Here is a 16,101-nt window from a genome sequence, read left to right as displayed (position 1 = left end):
GCCGGGAGAGCCTTGGCGCAGCGCGGTGGCGCGCCGGCGACCGGGGGCCGTCTCAGCGCCCGCGCCAGACCGGTTCGCGTTTCTGCGCGAAGGCGCGCGGCCCCTCCTTGGCGTCCTCGCTGGCCCGGCGGGCCTGCTCCCACCGGTAGCGGGTGGTGAACGCCTGCTCCAGCGGCAGGTCCACCGAGCGCATCACGGCCTCCTTCAGGGCGCGCTGCGACAGCGGCGCGCAGCGCAGCAGGTCGGCCGTCCACCGCTCGACGCACTCGTCCAGCCGTTCGTCCGGCACGACCTCGTTGACCAGCCCGAAGGCCAGCGCCTCGCCCGCCGACATCCGGCGCCCGGTGAGCAGGTACCCCATCGCGGCCTTGAGCGGGATCTGCCGGGCCAGCCGGAAGGCCCCGCCCGCGCCCGGGACCAGCCCGAGGGTGGCTTCGGGCAGGGCGAAGACGGCGCTCTGCGCGGCGATCACCAGGTCGCAGGCGAGGACCAGTTCGAAGCCGCCGCCGAGGGCGTAGCCGCGGACCCGGGCCAGGACCGGTTTGGACAGGGAGAAACGGTCGGTCAGGCGCGGCCACCCTGGCAGGTCCTTCGAGCCGAAGGTCGTCGGCGGGGCCCCGTCGCGGTCGAGCCGCGCCCGCTCCTTGAGGTCCTGTCCGACCGAGAAGGCGCGTTCGCCCGCGCCGGTCAGCACGACCAGCCGCACCTCGTCGTCGCGCTCGACCTCGTCCCAGACCTCGCCGAGTTCCGTGTGCATCCGCAGGTCCATCGCGTTGAGCACCTGGGGCCGGTTCAACGTCACGCGCGCGACGTGCCCGGCCCGCTCGTAGAGCACGGGCCGGTTCGCCGCAGATGCCTCCTGCAAGGGGTCCACGCGGACAGGCTATCGGGGGAGGCGGGCCGTGACATTCCCCTCGTAGCGCGAGTTGTGACCAGAGGGGAAGTTGAGGGCCATGGCGGGGAAGAGGCGCTCGTAGGACGCGCAGTTCCGCGCGGGTGCGGTGCGGAACGTGACGGAGACCGGGAAGTCGGCCGCGGATGTCGCGCGGGATCTGGGCGTGCAGCCGAGCACGCTGCGGAACTGGCCCCCCGGCGGGCCCGGGCGAACGCGGAGGCGGCGGGAAGCCTGGGCGAGTCCGAACGGGGCCGGAAACGCAGGCGGTGGGCGTCCTGGGGTGGGGAAGAGCGCAGGGGAGGGTCGGGCCTGGCTGGTAGATCGCTGGCCCGACGGCCAGGCTCCGGGTGTCCTGCATTGCCTTCACGTACATGTGACGTGATCCCAGGATCACGTCACATGTACGCCTGCTCGCTTACGGCCGGCCTGGGACTATTGGGCCGGCCCCGCGGGGTCGAGGTCGAGGGGGAACGGGTTGGCGAGCACGGTGGTCTCGCCGGCCTGGACAAGCCGATCGAGGTAGATGCCGCGCTCGAGGTGCCCGAGGTAGAGATGTGGGGCGGGGCCGAGTTCGAGGCGCCATCGTTCACACCGTCGGTCTCGTCAGGGGGTTACCGTTGCGATCTGGCTCGGGGTGTTCTCGGTGATCCAGAGGTTGCCGTCGGAGCCGGTGGCGATCTCCAGCGGGCTCGCGTCCGAGGTCGGGACCGACAGTTCGGTGATCGTTCCCGAGGTCGTGATCTGGCCGATGTCGTTGCTGGCGTTCTCGGTGAACCACAGGTTGCCGTCCGGTCCGGTGGTGATGCCCCACGGGAACGGGAAGAAGGCGGTATCCGTCAGGTCGTAGCCGGTGAACACGCCCGCCGTGGTGACCTGTCCGATCTGTGTTGCTCCGGCGTCCGTGAACCACAGGTTGCCGTCCGGCCCCGCGGTGATGCCGATGGGCAGTGAGGCCAGTGAGGGGACCGCGTACTCGGTAATCGTGCCGCCGGTGGTGATCTGGCCGATGCTTCCGGACAGCACTTCGGTGAACCACAGGGCGCCGTCCGACCCGGCCGTGATGCTCAGCGGGAAGACGCCGGAGGTGGGGAGCGCGTATTCGGTGACCGTGCCGCCGGTGGTGATCCGGCCGATGTTGTCGGCACCGGGCTCCGCGAACCACAGGGCGCCGTCCGATCCGACGGTGATGCCCCACGGGTAGGCGCCGGAGGTCGGGAGCGCGTACTCGGTGAAGGTGCCCCCGGTGGTGATCCGGCCGATCTTGTCGACGTTCGACTCGGTGAACCACAGCGCGCCGTCCGGCCCGGTGACGATCCCGGCCGGGCCCGCGTTGGTGGTGGGCACCGAGTACTCGGTGAACGTGCCGCCCGTGGTGACGCGCCCGATCGCGTCGGCGGAGTTCTCGGTGAACCACAGGGCGCTGTCCGGCCCTGCGGTGATGCCGACCGGGGCCGAATTGGCGGTGGGTGTCGCCAGTTCGCTGATGGTGGAGGTCAGGCGGGTCTGTGACATCCTCGGTTGGGGGTGCCTCCCCCGGAGGCAGCCGATGAGCCCCGCCGGCCCCCGGTACCGGACGCAGGACTTCACCCACGGGCGCAGGGACCCGGGACGCGGGCGCGAGGAGTCACCGAAGGCGACAGTGCCGGGCGCTGCGACAGCGGCCGTCAGGGCCAGGACGACGAGCGCACGAGAAAGCCGCCTGAGACGGCTTGGACGGTCGGACATGAGACCCCTTTCCGAAGGACACAGCGGGAGCCGGAGCGCCGAACCCGTGGCACCGGCCTTCTCCCCGCCCCGGACCGTGATCGACAAGCACAGCGTGACGGCCGAACGGCCAGGTCGACGGGAGGCGCCCGACCTCAGGATGCAAGATCGTTCCTGCACGCACGAGAGCGTGGAACGCGGCTCGCGAAGCGCACCAGGTTGCGACGCGCCAGCTCACGCCGTGTACCCACGCGGCCCGCGCAAAGACAGGGACATAGGCCGGTGGCATGCTTCCGTACGCCCCACCCGGCCTCGCTGTCACCGGTCACTCCCCGGTGCAGGTCACAGCGACCGGGCCGGGCGCAGCAGCGCGGCGTTGGCCGCGCGGGCTGCCTCCAGCTGGGCCTGGGCCTTGGCCTCTCGCTCCTCGTCGTACCGCTGCTGGTGCAGCAGCAGAAGAAGAAGAAGAAGGAGCGCGGCGGGACGGCGGCCGCGGCACCGACGAGCAGGACGTCGACCAGGCGCATCACCACCGATGCGTAAGACCCTGGCCGCGGGCCTCCTGACCGTCGCGAGCGCCGCCGCGATGACCGTCGCGCCCGCGGCGCACGCCGGATACCCGTTCCCGTACCAGTGCCAGTACACCAACTCCAACGACGACTGGACCTTCAACGGGGGCTTCGGGACCGCCCCCGGCGAGACCATCTGCGTCAACAACTACGAGCTCGCCATGCAGAACGACGGCAACCTCGTCATCTACAACAACACCGCCACCCCGATCTGGTCCTCGGGCACCTGGAACCACTCCGGCGCGACCGCCAAGTTCCAGCCCGACGGCAACCTCGTCGTCTACGCGTACGGTGGCAGCCCGGCGCTGTGGGCCTCGGGCACCTATGGCAACTCGGGCGCGACCCTCGTATTCCAACAGGACGGCAACCTCGTCATCTACGGCCCCAGCCACCAGCCGCTGTGGGCCACCGGCACCTGAGACGGCCTCGGGACTCCGCGCCGACATTCAGCGTCGGCGCGGAGCGCTGAACTCGCCATTGCGGACGGTCCTCCTCCAAGCACTTGAGCGCGGCGGCGGACTCCTCCTCCTGCTGCTCCTGGTGCTTCTCGTGGCAGGGGTAGCAGCGGCCGCCGGGGCGGCGGGTCCACTGTCCGTGGATCCCGTACTCGTGGGTGCTCTCCTCCTTCGGGAGGGTCTGCATCAGCTCGCGGCTCCTGGTGGAGTCGATCCGGTGTCCGGCGGTCGCGCGGGCGGAGGCGGTGCACCTGCTCTGGCACCGGCGCCTGGGGGTCGACCTGGCCGCGCCGCTGGGCGACGCGTATCGGGCGTTCGAGGTCGGTGGGCTCGTCGGCTGCCGCCGGGCCCGGGCGGCGAGCGGGCTCGCGTCTGCCTTCAGAACTGGGGCGGCGGCTGCGGCTCGCTATGTGGCACGTCCGGCGGCCTGCCGGACGCTCCTTTAGCAATGGCTGGTCAAGTCCGCGTTCGCGATCGCTGCAGCCCCCGCGGGCGTGACTCCAGAGTGTGATCATAGGGGAATTCTTGAGAGCCGCCAGCAGGTGAGACTGCGGCACCTCACCGTCCTCACCCTCGACCTGCCCACCGTGCAGACCGGGGCCATCACCCTCTTCCTCGGCCAGGACCGCGACCTCGTTTTCCAGAACGCCTTCGAGCAGATCACCACCGCCTGGCACAACGCCGACCCCACCCACAGGCTCCCGCGCAGCGGCCGTCGTCCGCACTGACGGATGGGCATGACTGGTTATCGGCTGGCCGGGCGTATCCGGTTCCGCTCCGGGTGGTGTCCGGCGGCACCATGGTGGGTGTGAGTGCCCGAGGGTCCGCGCGGGTGCGGCTGCCCCACATCGAGCCGATGCTGGCGACGGCCGGCCCGCTGCCGTCCGGTTCCGGGTGGGTCGGGGAGCTGAAGTGGGACGGGGCGCGGGCCGTCGCGTATGTGCCCGAGGCGGCGCCGGTGCGGCTGCTGGGCCGCTCCGGGGCGGACTTCACCGGACGGTTCCCCGAGGTCGCCGACGCGCTGACGGAGGTCCGGGGCCCCTTGGTCCTGGACGGCGAGCTGGTCGTGATGCGCACCGGCGTCCCGTCGTTCGCCGCGCTGCAGGGCCGTATCCACCACACCCGCCCGGCCGCGGTGCAAGCCGGCGCGGCAGCCCCGCCCGCCCTGTACGTCGCGTTCGACTTGCTGCACACCGGCGAGCGGTCGCTGCTCGGCGAGCCGTACGCGCGCCGGCGCGAGCTGCTGGAGAGCCTGGAGCTGGAGCGGCCGCACCTGCGGGTGCCACCGGTCTGGAACTCGGTCGCCGAAGCCTACGGGTGGACCCGCGAACACCGCCTGGAGGGCGTCGTCGCCAAGCGGCTCGACTCCCTCTACCGACCCGGCACCCGCTCCCGGGACTGGACCAAGATCAAGCACCTGCGCACCGCCGACGTCGTGATCGGCGGCTGGCTACCCGGCGGGCCGACCGGGGACTCGGTGCGCGCCGTCCTGGTCGGCGTCCCCACCACACCCCACGACCGCCTGCTGTTCGTCGGCTCGGTCAGCAGCGGCATGGTCGGCCCCGAGAGACGCGCGCTGGCGGCCGCGCTGCGCCGCCTCGCCGTCCCGGTGTCGCCTTTCACTGCCGGCGGCGGTTTGGGGCTGGCGCGCGGCACCGAGGTCCGGTTCGTCCGGCCCGAGCTCCACGCCGAGGTCGAGTTCCTGGAGCTGACCGACAGCGGCCGGCTCCGGCAACCGGTGTGGCGCGGGCTCCGCGACTGAACTACGGCAGCCGGCCTGGCCCGTTCGGCGGGTCGAAGGTGATGCGATCGGGCCGGCGAGGCCGCCGAGCGCACCCAGCGGGGTCACTGTGCACTACCCGGCTGCGCGGGTACCGCCGCACCGGCCGCCTGCCGAGTCCTGCGGCTCCCGGCCGTGCTCGCGCACTACCAGGAGATCATCCGACGAGCTGAACGCGATCAGCTCACCTACCGCGGCATGCTGGCCGAGCTGCTGATGACCGAGTGCGATAAGCGGGACCGCCGCCGATCCGAGAGGCGCCTGCAGATGGCCGGCTTCCCCCAGCCGAAGTGGTTGTCCGACTTTGACTACTCTGCCAACCCGAACATCAACCAGGCCCAGATCGACAACCTCGCCAGCTGCGAATGGATCCGCAAAGGCGAGCCTCTCTGCCTGATCGGGGACTCCGGGACCGGAAAGTCGCACCTGCTGATCGCCCTTGGCTCCGCCGCCGCCATGGCCGGCTTCCGAGTCAAGTGACGCTGGTGTTCGGAGTGGGCTACGGCTGGTATTGGAAGGTGGCGCCGTTGCTGGTGCCGCCCGGGGAGTGGACGGTGACGATGGCCAGGCCGGCGGCATGGGCCGGTGAGGTGGCCACGACCATGGTGTCGGAGACGGCGGCGAAGGACGCCGGGGCGGTGCCGAAGAGCGCGGCGTCGGTGTAGGTGAGGTTGCTTCCCCTGATCAGGACGTCGTCCCCGCCGGATACCGAACCCTGGGCGGGGCTGAGGGAGGTGATGACCGGTGGTGCGACGTAGATGTAGTAGGCGTTGCCCAGCCCGATGGTGCTGGTGCCGCCTGGTGTGGTGGCCGTGACCAGGACGGTCCCCGTGCCGGCGGGCGCGGTGACCGTGATCTGACTGTCGGAGACCACGTTGGTGTTGGTGGCCGCGGCGGAGCCGAAGTGCACGGCGCTGGTGAGAGCCAGGCCGGAGCCGAAGAGGGTGACGGTGTTCCCGCCACCACTCGGACCCATGGTCGGAATCAGGCCGGTGACGTCCGGGGACGCGACGTAGAAGTAGGGCAGAAGGTTGCTGGTGCCCGCCGAGGTGGTGACCGTGACGTTGACCGACTGCGCGGCTCCCGCGGGTGCCGTGACCGTGATCTGGATGCCGGTGTTGGCGGTGATCGTGGCGGCGTGGGTGCCGAACAGCACCGAGGTCGCGCCCGACAGGTTGGTGCCGGAGATGGTGACGGTGTTCCCGCCGCTGGTCGGTCCCTGGTTCGGGGTCAGGCCGGTGATCACGGGTGCGTTGACGTAGGTGTACGCCACGCTGTTGCTGGTGCCCGCCGAGGTGGTGACGGTGACCGGGACGGAACCGGTGCCCGCGGGAGCCGTCGCCGTGATCTGGGCATCGTTGACCACCGTGAACAGTGCCGAGGCGCTGCCGAAGTGCACCGACGTCGCGCCGGTGAACCCGGCGCCGTTGATCGTCACCGTGTTGCCGGCGCCCGTTGGCCCGGAGGCCGGGCTCACCGCGGTGATCGCGGGTGTGGCGGTGTAGGTGAAGGCCGCACTGTTGCTGGTGCCCGCCGGTGTGGTGACCGTGACCTGGAGGGTGCCGGAACCCGCGGGAACCGTGGCCTGGATCTGCGCATCGCTCAGCACCGCGAACGTCGCCGAGGCGGTTCCGAAGTGCACGGACGACGCACCGGTGAACCCCGAGCCGCTGATGATCACCGAGGTGCCGGCCGCACCCGAGGCCGGGCTCAGACCGGTGATCACCGGCCCGGCACCGTAGGTGTAGGTGACGCCGTTGCTCGTGCCGAGCGGCATGGTGACGGTGACCGCGGCCGAACCGGTGCCCGCAGGAGCGGTGGTGAGGATCTGGCTGTCGCTGACCAGTGTGAAGGATGGCACCGGCGCGGTTCCGAACTTCACCGAGGTCGCGCCGGTGAAGCCGCTGCCGCTGATCGTGACGGCCGTACCCCCTGCGGCTGGCCCGTGGTTGGGGTTGATACCGCTGATGACCGGAGCCATCGGGTGCTCCTTTGCATCGCTGATGAGGGTGCCCTGGCCGCCGTAGGCGGGCCAGGGCACAGTGGGTCCGCGGTCGCGGCCCGTCGGATCCGCGCCGATGGAGGCGGTGACGGGAGGGCCGCGCGCCCGCTCCGGTGTCCAGGCTCCGGGCTCGGGGCTCGGGGCTCAGACGGTGACGGCGAACTGGTCAGCGGCGACGGCCGGGCTGGTGCCTCCGGGCGTGGTGACCTGAATGTCGTAGGTGGTACCCACCGCCAGGCTGGCGGGGACGTCGAGGGTGAGCGTGCCCACAGCGGAGACGCTGACGTTGTCGGCCGGCACGGCCGCGCCACCGCCGACCGGGGTGAACGTCACGGAGCTGACGTCGACGAAGCAGGTGCCGGCGACGATGACCCCGGCGGTGCCCGCCGGCCCCGTGCCGGGCGTCACGCCGGTGACCGCCGGCAGCTTGTAGTAGGTGAACTGACCGGCCGCCCCGATCGGGGAGCTGGTGCCGCCAGTGGCGGTGACGGTCGCATCCGCCGAGTCGGTGCAGTCGGTGAAGGCGCCGTGACCCGAGGGGTGACGGTCAGGTGGCTGTCCGACAGAACGGTGGGGACAGCGGTGCCGACCGTGCCGAAGGCCACCAAGGTCGCGGTCGCGAAACCGGTGCCGAAGACGTCGATGGCGCCGGGTGCGGCAGGGCCGATGCTGGGGGTCAGCGACGTGACCGTCGGGGCGGCGACGTAGAAGAAGGCGCTGCTGTTGCTGTTGACCCCGGAGACGGTCGCGATGACGTTGGCCTGACCGGAGCACCCCGACGGGATGATGAGGGTGACGGAGGTGCTGCTGGCGGCGGTGGGCGTGACCGTCCTGGTGCCGAAGTTCACCTTGGTGGTGCTCAAGCTCCCCAGACCGGTGCCGGTGATGGTCATCGTCTGACCCGAGTGGCCCGAGGTGGGCGAGATGGAGCTGATGGAGGGTGCCATGGCGGATCTCCTTCGCTGATGCTGATCGGTTGGGTGCCACAGCGCCTGGGGCGTGAGCACGGCGATGTGGTGCTTTCGCCGTCAACCTGCGGCTCTGTGGTCGAGTTGGGCGCCGTGGGCCGCCCGCCGGCCTCAGCAGGGCGCGGTCAGGGGCGGGGTGGCGGCGCAGTTGTCCGGGGTGTTGCCGGAGACGTTGGTGACGGGCAGCGTGGCGGAGCCGGCGTTCTTGTAGATACCGCCGCCGTCGACCGTGGCGGTGTTGCCGGTGACGCTGCTGGCAGTCATCGTCAGCGCGGTGTCGGTGTAGATGCCGCCGCCGAACGAGGCGCGGCTGTTGCTGACACCCCCGCCGGTCACGGCGACCGACCCGCCGAGGTTGGCGATGCCGCCGCCCACCCCGAAACCGGCGTCACCGTTATTGATGGCGACCGCGGTCAAGCTGAGCTGACCGTTGTCGGCGGGCAGATGCGAGGGCCCGTCCACCTCGATGATGCGAAACGCGGGCGCTCCCGACGCACGGGAGATCTCGGTGGCCAGCCCGGTCATGGTGATCGGCGTGGTGATGTTCGGCAGCCCCGCCGGTCCACCGGCGCCCCCCGAACTGTGGGCGCTGGTAAGGGTGTAGGTGCAAAACGGTGCCAGGCTCAGGTCCCCGCCTCCGGCGGCGTTGGCCGCATTGAGGGCGCTCACCAACGCGGCTTCGCTGCACGGCACGATCACCGCCAGCGCCGGACGTGCGGTCTGCGCGTGTGCCGCCGGGGCGGTGAACACGAGCGCACCGACAGCGCCGGTCCCGAACAGCGCTCGAAGCATGGTGATGGCTCGCAAGAACGCCTCCTCGGACGTATGAGCCACCCTCGTCAGCCAGTGTGCACCGAACGAGCACCCCGGCCAACAGCCTCCTCCGATGGGCGCCCTCGCGGACGTGCGGCAGGCACCCACACCACCAACCTGCATGGGCGGCCTTCCCCAACGGAGGGATGGGCGGCCCACCTGATCGGACGCTACGAGTAAGTCATCTGAGCTTCCGTGCAGACAAGAGGGTTGACCGGTAGTTCACCCATTCAGCGGAGCACATCGCGTGTGTCGTTACGGGCGGTGCGGAGAAGGGATGAGCTAACCGCTGCGTCAGAACATGATGTGGCTGCTGTGGCGCGGGGACCGACTCCGCCGAAGCGGTCGCGGCATCGCATGGCATCGGGGCACTCGGCCGCCTCCAGCGGCATGGCCGCAGGAGCGTGGAGCGGCTTACCGGGACCGCGAAGGTCCCGGCCAGGTGTGACCCGGGCCGCCCCGCCAGGGCCAGGGCGAGCTCCTGCAGTGCGCTCTGCAGGCCCTGGCTCCGCCGACCGTGACGGAGGGTCAGCCCCGCTGCCGGCTCGACAAAGGTCGATCGCGGGCACATCCGTTCACGGCACCGGAACCGTCGGACCCGTACCTGCGACGGCTGGACGACAGTGCGGCGTGTGGGCGTCGGGCCCCGGTGCCGGCGGTGTGGTCGCGCACGCGCTGCCATTCGGCCAGGGCGGCGGCCGCGGTGGCGGCGCTGGATTCGTGGCCGACGTCGGCATGCCGGTCGGCGCACCGCTCCCCGAACCGGGCCTGGTGCAGGGCCTGCTCGCTGGTGTCCAGGGTCTTCCCGGCCGCCCGGCGGCGAACCCGGATGCGGACGTCGCCGAGCAGCGGGTGCTCCTGGGCATCGGGCTCGATGTCGTCGGCCTGGTCGTCGTCGGCGGGGTGCTGGGCCAGGGCGGCGTGCAGCGTCGACCCGGCCTCGGCGTGCACGACGGGTTGGCCGTCGGGGCCGGCCTCGATCACGATCCGGCCCTCCACCAGGGCCACCCAGCCGTCCAGGGCGTCAACGTCCCTCTCCGTCCAGCCGCGGGCCAGACCGGCGCCCTGGTGCGGGGTGCGGATGCCGTCGTCACCGGTCCAGCGCAGCCACATCGAGCCGCGCGCCAGCGGCGAGTCCAGGACCGGGCGGCCCAGATCCCGGCCAGCGGGGGCGGGCCGGCTACGGAGGCGGCCCGCCCCAGCCGCGCGCACGTCGGCGGGGTCGGGGGGTGGTGTCGGTCATCGCGCGGTGCCTCCGGGAGTCGGGAACGGGGTGGGCCGTCCCGGGCGGGGTGGGCCGGGATGGCGAGGCGTACGGGCGGGTCAGCCGGCGACGGTCTCGGCGTGCCGGTGGAGCGCGTCCAGGAGCGCGGTCTGCTGCTCGGTCAGCTTCCCGCCCTTACGGGCCTCTCATGTGGTGTGGGGGGACGAGTTCTGGGCCGAGCTGTCCGGTGAGGACCGGGTCATCGCCCGCAGCCGGCTGAGGAAGCGGCGGCGTAGCGGGCGGGGTCATCGAACGTGATGGCGTCGGCCGCCTGGTGGTGGTCGATGCGTCGCTGCGTTTGACGATGGCGAGGCCCAGGGCGAGGGCCGCGAGGCAGTACTCGACGAGGCTGCCGGTGTATCCGCCGTCGGCCCGGACCAGGGCCAGCAGGTTGTGCGCGGCAGTGACCTGGGTGAGCAGGACCTGGGCCGCGGCGCGGTCGCCCACATCCGCTGCGGTGACCATCACCGCGAGCGGCAGGCCAAGGGTGTCGACCACGACGTGCCGCTTGTGCCCGTTGATCAGCTTGCCACCGTCGAAGCCGCGGCTGTCAGAGCCGACGACCGCGTCCGCTCTGACCGACTGCGAGTCGATCACGCCCGCGCCCGGCTCCGAGTCCCGCCCGGCCCGCTCGCGGACCAGGCGGGTCCCACGGTGGGAAGTCGGCAGGTAGGGCCCGCCACTTCGTGCCGTTGTCGACCAGGTAGCGGATCGCGTCCAGCATCGCGCGGTGGCAATAAGCCTCCGGTTGCCCGCCCCGGCCCCGCAGCCAGCCCGGCACCGGCAACAGTGGCCGGACCACCGCCCACTCGGCGTCCGACATGTCGGTGGGATACCGACGCTCGCGCGCCCCGTGGTCTCTGGCGTTCCCGAACCTGTGAGCCAGACAGTCACACGCGCGAGTGGCCGAAGTGGACCCCACTCCCGCGTTGCCGTAGAAATGCGACAACAGGGCCTCCTGGACCGCACGTTGGCTTCGATGCCCTTCGAGCTACCAAGAGGCCCTGCTCTCATGCACGGCAGCCGCCGCAGTCACCCGATCGACTGACTTCTCGACGAGATCGGGAGGACGGCAGTCGCGTCGCTTCTCGTGATCGCTGGGACGGACGAATTCGCACTGCCATCCAGGTAGACGGTCGGCTTGGTGACGCCCCGAGGCCGCCTCGCGGGTTTGAGCCCGGGGCCGCGACTGACGAACCTGGCGAAGAGTCGTGTCTTACCGGCTCGAGGCGCGGCCAACCGCCCCCGCTGTGTCCTACTTCTCCTCCGGCTCCCAGGCGCGGAGCAGGTCGAGCAGCCCTGCGTCTCCGTCAACGTGCAAGGAGTCGGCCTGGATCCGGTCGTACAGGTAGAGGACCAACTCACTGGCCGTGCCGTGGACGGAGGCGCCGGCTGCGTCCGTGTCCTCGCCGGTCGCGGCGGTGGGCGCGGGGATGCGGGTGACGCGTGCGCCGTCGCCGTCGACGGTGAGGCGCCAGGAGCGGCCCTCGGCGGCGTGGAAGTCGAAGGCCGTGGGCTTGTGCGGCCAGGCACTCGGCGTTGCGCAGACGGTGAACAGGAACTCCTCCACACCGTCGAGTGCCAGCTCGACCGGCAGCGGCTGCGGGGCGCCCCCGGCGAGCTGGGCGTCGTAGGTGTGCACCGCAGTCTCCTGGACCCGGTGCCGGGCGGTGCCGCCGGAGGTTTGCGGTGACTGGGACGCGGGCCACCACGTCCAGCAACCGCTCTCCGGCCCTGCCTCGCGCAGGGCGCCCAGCAGAAGCTGCGTCGACGCGTCCAGCCAGGCCAGCAGGGCCTCACGCTCCTGCGGCACTTCCAGCGCGGCGCGCGCGGCGACGGCCTCGGCCGGGGGCGCGTCGGCGGGCCCCGCGCCGACGATGGCGGCCCAGAAGCGGTCTCCCCCGCCCAGGTGCTTCACCAGATCGAACAGCGTCCACCCAGGGCAGGTCGGCACCTGTGCGTCGAGACCGGGCGCGGCGGCGACCACGGCACGGAAGGCGGTCGACCGTTCATCGATCAGTCGCAACAGGTCGGGGAACTCAAGATTCTTTTCCACGCCGGATATCTATCACCATGCTCCGGTGGTCGGACAGCGATTTTCACAGTCGCCGCCGGTTGGCCATTGCGGACGTCCTCGCCTCCCACCGCTCGGGTGACAAGCTGCGCACTGCTGCGAGGACGCTGGTGGTGGCCGTACGCCAGGCGTCGCGCCTGTGGGTGCTCTGGCCTCGCCGTGCGGCCGGGTGCCTCGGCGACGTGACGTCCACCCGGTGCGTGCGGTCATGCTGCCGCTCGATGTGATGGACGCGGAGGTCACGACGGCGGAGGAGGACCGGTCGGGTCGGGAGTTCAGGTGACTCCCGTTCGACCAGCACTCCTCAAGTAAAATGTCTCGTATGCCACACAGCTGATTCACTCCTGTGAGTGATGGGATGATTCAACTCCCAGGTGTACCAGTTGAGTTATGACGAGCAAGCCGCAGCGCAGAGCCTATCCAAGTGACCTGTCCGACGCCCGCTGGGCCCTGGTGGAGCCGATCCTGACCGCTTGGCGTGTCGAGCGGCAGAAGACCTCACTGGGACTCGCCGGCAGGGCCGCCCACGACGAACTCCTCCCCTCCCGCCGCCGAACCGCACGGACCACGGCACGCGAGACACCGCCCGACCCGGCGGACCAGACCCCGGCCGTCGGCACACCGACACCGCACGCCCGCACGGAGGAGACGTTCACCGCCGCCCAGGCCGAACTCCTCGCCGCCGCGCGCGCTCTCGTCACGCGCGGCACGGCCGGCTTCTCCCCCGCCGCCGACCACGTCCTCCAACGCCTGATCACCGCCATCGACCACCGCAACACCGTGGTACTCCCCCATGCCCGCCGGGACACCGCCCACCTCACCCACCGCCGCATCCGCCTCCCCACACCCCCGCCGGCCCAGCGCCTACGCGAAGCCCTCACGGCTTACCACGCCGCCTGGAACACCACCAGCGACAACGGCGGGTCCGTCTGAACCTCCATCACAACCAACACTGGGAGCGCCCCTCCCACCACGGATCGTCCGAGGCGGAGACCAGGGCGGCCACCTGCTCGCGCTTGGTCGGGGCAGGCAACACCAACCGGCGCGGCAGCGGCAGGCTGGCAGACCACGGCCGGGGGCGGGGACGGGGACGGCGCCAGGCAGCAGGGGGCGGCCGGCTGGCCGGCAGCCGGGCCGGCAGGAGCAGCAGGGCACTTGGCGGGCCGGCGGCGCAGCAGGACCGGCGAGCACCACAGGGAGCACCACCGGGAGCACCGGTACCAGCAGCCGGCCGGAACCAGAACCCGGCCGGGACGGCGGGACCGCGGGACGGAGCCACCACCACCGGCCGACGGCGCCGTTCAGCGGCACAGGGTTCGCAGGGCGGCGGCGGCGACGCCCCGGCCGGCGCGCTGGACCAGGCACCGGCCGTACTGCCCTCGGACACCCGCCCTAGGCGGTCTGCGGGGTGTAGGTGAAGAAGTCGATGACGTCCTGGAGCGCGGGGTTGTCGGTGGTCTCACCCTCGGTGGTGGGGCCGTGGGTGGCCGAGCGGAGGAACATGGCGCGTTCGTGGGCGGCGATCGCCGCGTCCGGGTCGTCGGGGTGCGCGGCGAGGGCTTCGGCGAGTTCGGCCCCGTCGAGCATGGCGAGGTTGGCGCCCTCGCCGTCGGGCGGGGAGAGGTGGGCGGCGTCGCCGACCAGGGTGGCGCCGGACACGGGCTCCCAGCGGTGGGGGATCGGCAGGGTGTAGAGGGGGCGGAAGAGCGGCGGAGTGTCACTCGCGGTGATCAGCGCGGTGAGGTCCGGGGCCCAGCCGTCGAACTCGCGCAGGATGCCGGCGGTGGCCGTGGCGGGGTCGGCGAAGTCGATGGCGTCGAACCATTCGCGCGGCTTGCGCAGCGCGACGTAGGTGTGCAGGGTGGAGCCCTTCTCGCGGTGCGCACCGAGCTGCCTCTCGCCGGGGTCGATGGCGAACATCCCTCCGCCGCCGACCAGTTCGGCGGCCGCGGGGTGGCGGCTGTCCGCGTCGTACAGGTAGGTCTCGACGAAGGACATGCCGCTGTACCGGGGCACGGCGGAGGAGAGCAGCGGCCGGACCCGGGACCAGGCGCCGTCCGCGCCGACGAGCACCGCGGCGGTGACGGGCGGGTGGTCGGTGAAGCTCACCTCGTGGCGGCCCGCGCCCAGGGGGCGGACGCCGCTGACCTTGTGACCCCAGCGGACGGTGCCCTGCGGCAGCGAGTCGAGGAGCATCCGGCGCAGGTCGCCGCGCTGGACCTCGGGGCGTCCGCCGGTGCCGTCGTCGTCCTGTTCGTAGCGCACGTTCGCGTTCCGGTCCAGGATGCGCATGGCCTGGCGGCCGTGGAGGACGAGGGTGCGGAACTCGTCGTCGAGGCCGGCGGCGCGCAGGGCGATCCGGCCGTTGTAGTCGTGGATGTCGAGGAGGCCGCCCTGCGGGCGCGCGGTCGGCGAGGCGTCGGCCTCGTAGACGGTGGAGGTGATGCCGTGGACGTGCAGGACCCGGGCGAGGGTGAGGCCGCCGAGTCCGGCGCCGATGATCGTGACGTCAGTGGTCATGATGGCTCCTTGGCTGGTCGCGGCCTGCCGGGAGGATGCCCGGCAGGCTCTGCGACCAAGGTTCCGGGGCCGTGCTGACACCTCACCGGCAGCGTGCTCACAGCCCCGGCAACCGGCTGACACCCTGCCGCCACCCCGCTGACACCCCCTGACAGCGCCCGGGTGGCCCGTCGATCGCCCAGTTCCGCAACCGGGTGTAGACGCCCTTCCACGAGCCGTACTCGGCAGGCAGGTACACCCACTGCGAGCCTGTCTGGAACGTCCACGCGATCGCGTCGATCACCTCCCGGTGATCGCGCCACCGCCCGCCCCGCTTCGGCGTCCGGTCCGGCAAAGAAGCCGAGCGGCAGGCCTCCCACTCGGTGTGGGCCGACGAGTACGGGGCCACGCTGTCCGGCGAGGGCCGCGTCTTCGCCCGCAGCCGACTCCACCACCTCGACGACCCGGTGGAGAAGCAGCGGGCCACCTGACAGCGGGCGACGACGGCGTCCCGGCCCCACGGCGGCGACGGGACGAGATCCGACCGGTCAGCCCTCTTCTGGCGGCTCCCGATCACGGAACGTGCACCAGTCCCGTCCGGGCGGATCGTCCCGGAGGTGCACCGTGGTCTCGCCGCACCGCGAACAGGGCCAGCCCGGCTCCAGCTCGTCGGCGCACGCGTCGAGGATGGCCACCTGGTTCCGCAGGCGCACCTCATCTTCCCGGGACCCCCCTGAGGCCCGCGGGTTCATGGAAACTGAAGGGTTCTCAGCCGGAACCCGGGGATGGACCGCCGTGTTTTCGTGCGATCGGCCTTCGGGTTCAGTTGAACACGCGGGTGAGCACCGAGCGGACCGCCCCTGGGCAACCTTCTTGGGAACGGTGCTGGCATCGTAAAAGTCATGAGACCAGCAGGAACGACACCAGCACCGGAAACCCCGATGCAGAGCGGCCTCACGACGCTGGGTGAAGTGGCGTGCCGTTACTGACATCTGCTCTTTGGGGTGATGGATCTGCCGTTTTACTGACGGATGGTCACCTGCCGCTGTAGACCGTCTCGCATGCGATATGCGGATGG

14 protein-coding genes and 4 pseudogenes are annotated in these 16,101 nt (G+C 71.5%); 6 read left to right on the top strand and 12 right to left on the bottom strand.

Features of this window, described 5'->3' with window-relative positions:
- Positions 1-52: 52 nt before the first annotated feature.
- Positions 53-874: an enoyl-CoA-hydratase DpgD gene (gene dpgD / locus ACZ52R_RS39855; protein ID WP_465755240.1), complete on the bottom strand. Its 822-nt coding sequence runs from the start codon at positions 872-874 to the stop codon at positions 53-55.
- Positions 875-992: 118 nt separating this feature from the next.
- Here dpgD and ACZ52R_RS39850 point away from each other — a divergent pair.
- Positions 993-1,277: pseudogene (locus tag ACZ52R_RS39850) on the top strand (transposase); the annotation flags it as partial.
- 221 nt (positions 1,278-1,498) lie between these two features.
- Here ACZ52R_RS39850 and ACZ52R_RS39845 read toward each other — a convergent pair.
- Positions 1,499-2,407 carry a Vgb family protein gene (locus ACZ52R_RS39845; protein ID WP_465755239.1) on the bottom strand — a complete coding sequence of 303 codons (909 nt, stop codon included), beginning with the start codon at positions 2,405-2,407 and terminating at the stop codon, positions 1,499-1,501.
- 727 nt (positions 2,408-3,134) lie between these two features.
- On the opposite strand from ACZ52R_RS39845, the gene ACZ52R_RS39840 reads away from it, so the two are divergent.
- The 4 genes and pseudogenes from ACZ52R_RS39840 to ACZ52R_RS39825 all read left to right on the top strand — a co-directional run.
- A complete protein-coding gene (locus ACZ52R_RS39840; protein ID WP_465624448.1) occupies positions 3,135-3,587 on the top strand; it encodes a hypothetical protein in 453 nt (150 codons plus the stop codon).
- 578 nt (positions 3,588-4,165) lie between these two features.
- On the top strand, positions 4,166-4,351 hold the full coding sequence (locus ACZ52R_RS39835; RefSeq protein WP_465624452.1) for a hypothetical protein: 186 nt from the start codon (positions 4,166-4,168) through the stop codon (positions 4,349-4,351).
- An 80-nt stretch (positions 4,352-4,431) separates the two neighbouring features.
- A complete protein-coding gene (locus ACZ52R_RS39830) occupies positions 4,432-5,385 on the top strand; it encodes an ATP-dependent DNA ligase (protein ID WP_465755238.1) in 954 nt (317 codons plus the stop codon).
- A 105-nt stretch (positions 5,386-5,490) separates the two neighbouring features.
- Positions 5,491-5,880, top strand: a pseudogene (locus ACZ52R_RS39825) (ATP-binding protein); the annotation flags it as partial.
- A gap of 22 nt (positions 5,881-5,902) precedes the next feature.
- Here ACZ52R_RS39825 and ACZ52R_RS39820 read toward each other — a convergent pair.
- The 8 genes and pseudogenes from ACZ52R_RS39820 to ACZ52R_RS39785 all read right to left on the bottom strand — a co-directional run bounded on the left by ACZ52R_RS39820 (position 5,903) and on the right by ACZ52R_RS39785 (position 12,506).
- Entirely contained in the window at positions 5,903-7,384 is a 1,482-nt protein-coding gene (locus ACZ52R_RS39820; protein WP_465755237.1) for a beta strand repeat-containing protein, read from the bottom strand.
- 165 nt (positions 7,385-7,549) lie between these two features.
- Positions 7,550-7,813 carry a hypothetical protein gene (locus tag ACZ52R_RS39815; protein WP_465755236.1) on the bottom strand — a complete coding sequence of 88 codons (264 nt, stop codon included), beginning with the start codon at positions 7,811-7,813 and terminating at the stop codon, positions 7,550-7,552.
- Positions 7,814-8,175: 362 nt separating this feature from the next.
- Positions 8,176-8,298 (bottom strand): annotated as a pseudogene (locus ACZ52R_RS39810) (IPT/TIG domain-containing protein); the annotation flags it as partial.
- Positions 8,299-8,484: 186 nt separating this feature from the next.
- Entirely contained in the window at positions 8,485-9,180 is a 696-nt protein-coding gene (locus ACZ52R_RS39805) for a hypothetical protein (protein WP_465755235.1), read from the bottom strand.
- Between the two features lie 534 nt (positions 9,181-9,714).
- Positions 9,715-10,398 (bottom strand): hypothetical protein, encoded by a 684-nt coding sequence (locus ACZ52R_RS39800; RefSeq protein ID WP_465664920.1) that lies wholly within the window; start codon positions 10,396-10,398, stop codon positions 9,715-9,717.
- A 187-nt stretch (positions 10,399-10,585) separates the two neighbouring features.
- Positions 10,586-11,047 carry a transposase gene (locus ACZ52R_RS39795; protein ID WP_465755234.1) on the bottom strand — a complete coding sequence of 154 codons (462 nt, stop codon included), beginning with the start codon at positions 11,045-11,047 and terminating at the stop codon, positions 10,586-10,588.
- Positions 11,001-11,273, bottom strand: a complete 273-nt coding sequence (locus ACZ52R_RS39790) for a transposase (RefSeq protein ID WP_465664919.1) — start codon at positions 11,271-11,273, stop codon at positions 11,001-11,003. The genes ACZ52R_RS39795 and ACZ52R_RS39790 overlap by 47 nt, the downstream gene beginning before the upstream one ends.
- 432 nt (positions 11,274-11,705) lie before the next feature.
- Positions 11,706-12,506: a maleylpyruvate isomerase family mycothiol-dependent enzyme gene (locus tag ACZ52R_RS39785; protein ID WP_465624468.1), complete on the bottom strand. Its 801-nt coding sequence runs from the start codon at positions 12,504-12,506 to the stop codon at positions 11,706-11,708.
- 408 nt (positions 12,507-12,914) lie between these two features.
- Here ACZ52R_RS39785 and ACZ52R_RS39780 point away from each other — a divergent pair.
- Positions 12,915-13,022 (top strand): annotated as a pseudogene (locus ACZ52R_RS39780) (IS5 family transposase); the annotation flags it as partial.
- 894 nt (positions 13,023-13,916) lie between these two features.
- Here the strand turns inward: ACZ52R_RS39780 and ACZ52R_RS39775 are convergent.
- Both ACZ52R_RS39775 and ACZ52R_RS39770 read right to left on the bottom strand, forming a co-directional pair.
- On the bottom strand, positions 13,917-15,044 hold the full coding sequence (locus ACZ52R_RS39775) for an FAD-dependent oxidoreductase (protein WP_465624470.1): 1,128 nt from the start codon (positions 15,042-15,044) through the stop codon (positions 13,917-13,919).
- A gap of 97 nt (positions 15,045-15,141) precedes the next feature.
- Complete coding sequence (locus tag ACZ52R_RS39770) at positions 15,142-15,432, bottom strand: transposase (protein WP_465624472.1); 291 nt, start codon at positions 15,430-15,432, stop codon at positions 15,142-15,144.
- Positions 15,433-16,101: the final 669 nt, after the last annotated feature.

The sequence above is a fragment of the Kitasatospora sp. NPDC034023 genome, assembly GCF_055575795.1.
This window is presented reverse-complemented; position numbering and strand designations above follow the sequence as displayed.

What these genes read in the sequence shown, in the direction of transcription:
- ACZ52R_RS39775 (WP_465624470.1), bottom strand. Translation starts at nt 15,044, where the DNA reads ATGACCACTGACGTCACGATCATCGGCGCCGGACTCGGCGGCCTCACC.
- ACZ52R_RS39820 (WP_465755237.1), bottom strand. Translation starts at nt 7,384, where the DNA reads ATGGCTCCGGTCATCAGCGGTATCAACCCCAACCACGGGCCAGCCGCA.
- ACZ52R_RS39790 (WP_465664919.1), bottom strand. Translation starts at nt 11,273, where the DNA reads ATGTCGGACGCCGAGTGGGCGGTGGTCCGGCCACTGTTGCCGGTGCCG.
- ACZ52R_RS39840 (WP_465624448.1), top strand. Translation starts at nt 3,135, where the DNA reads ATGCGTAAGACCCTGGCCGCGGGCCTCCTGACCGTCGCGAGCGCCGCC.
- ACZ52R_RS39845 (WP_465755239.1), bottom strand. Translation starts at nt 2,407, where the DNA reads ATGTCACAGACCCGCCTGACCTCCACCATCAGCGAACTGGCGACACCC.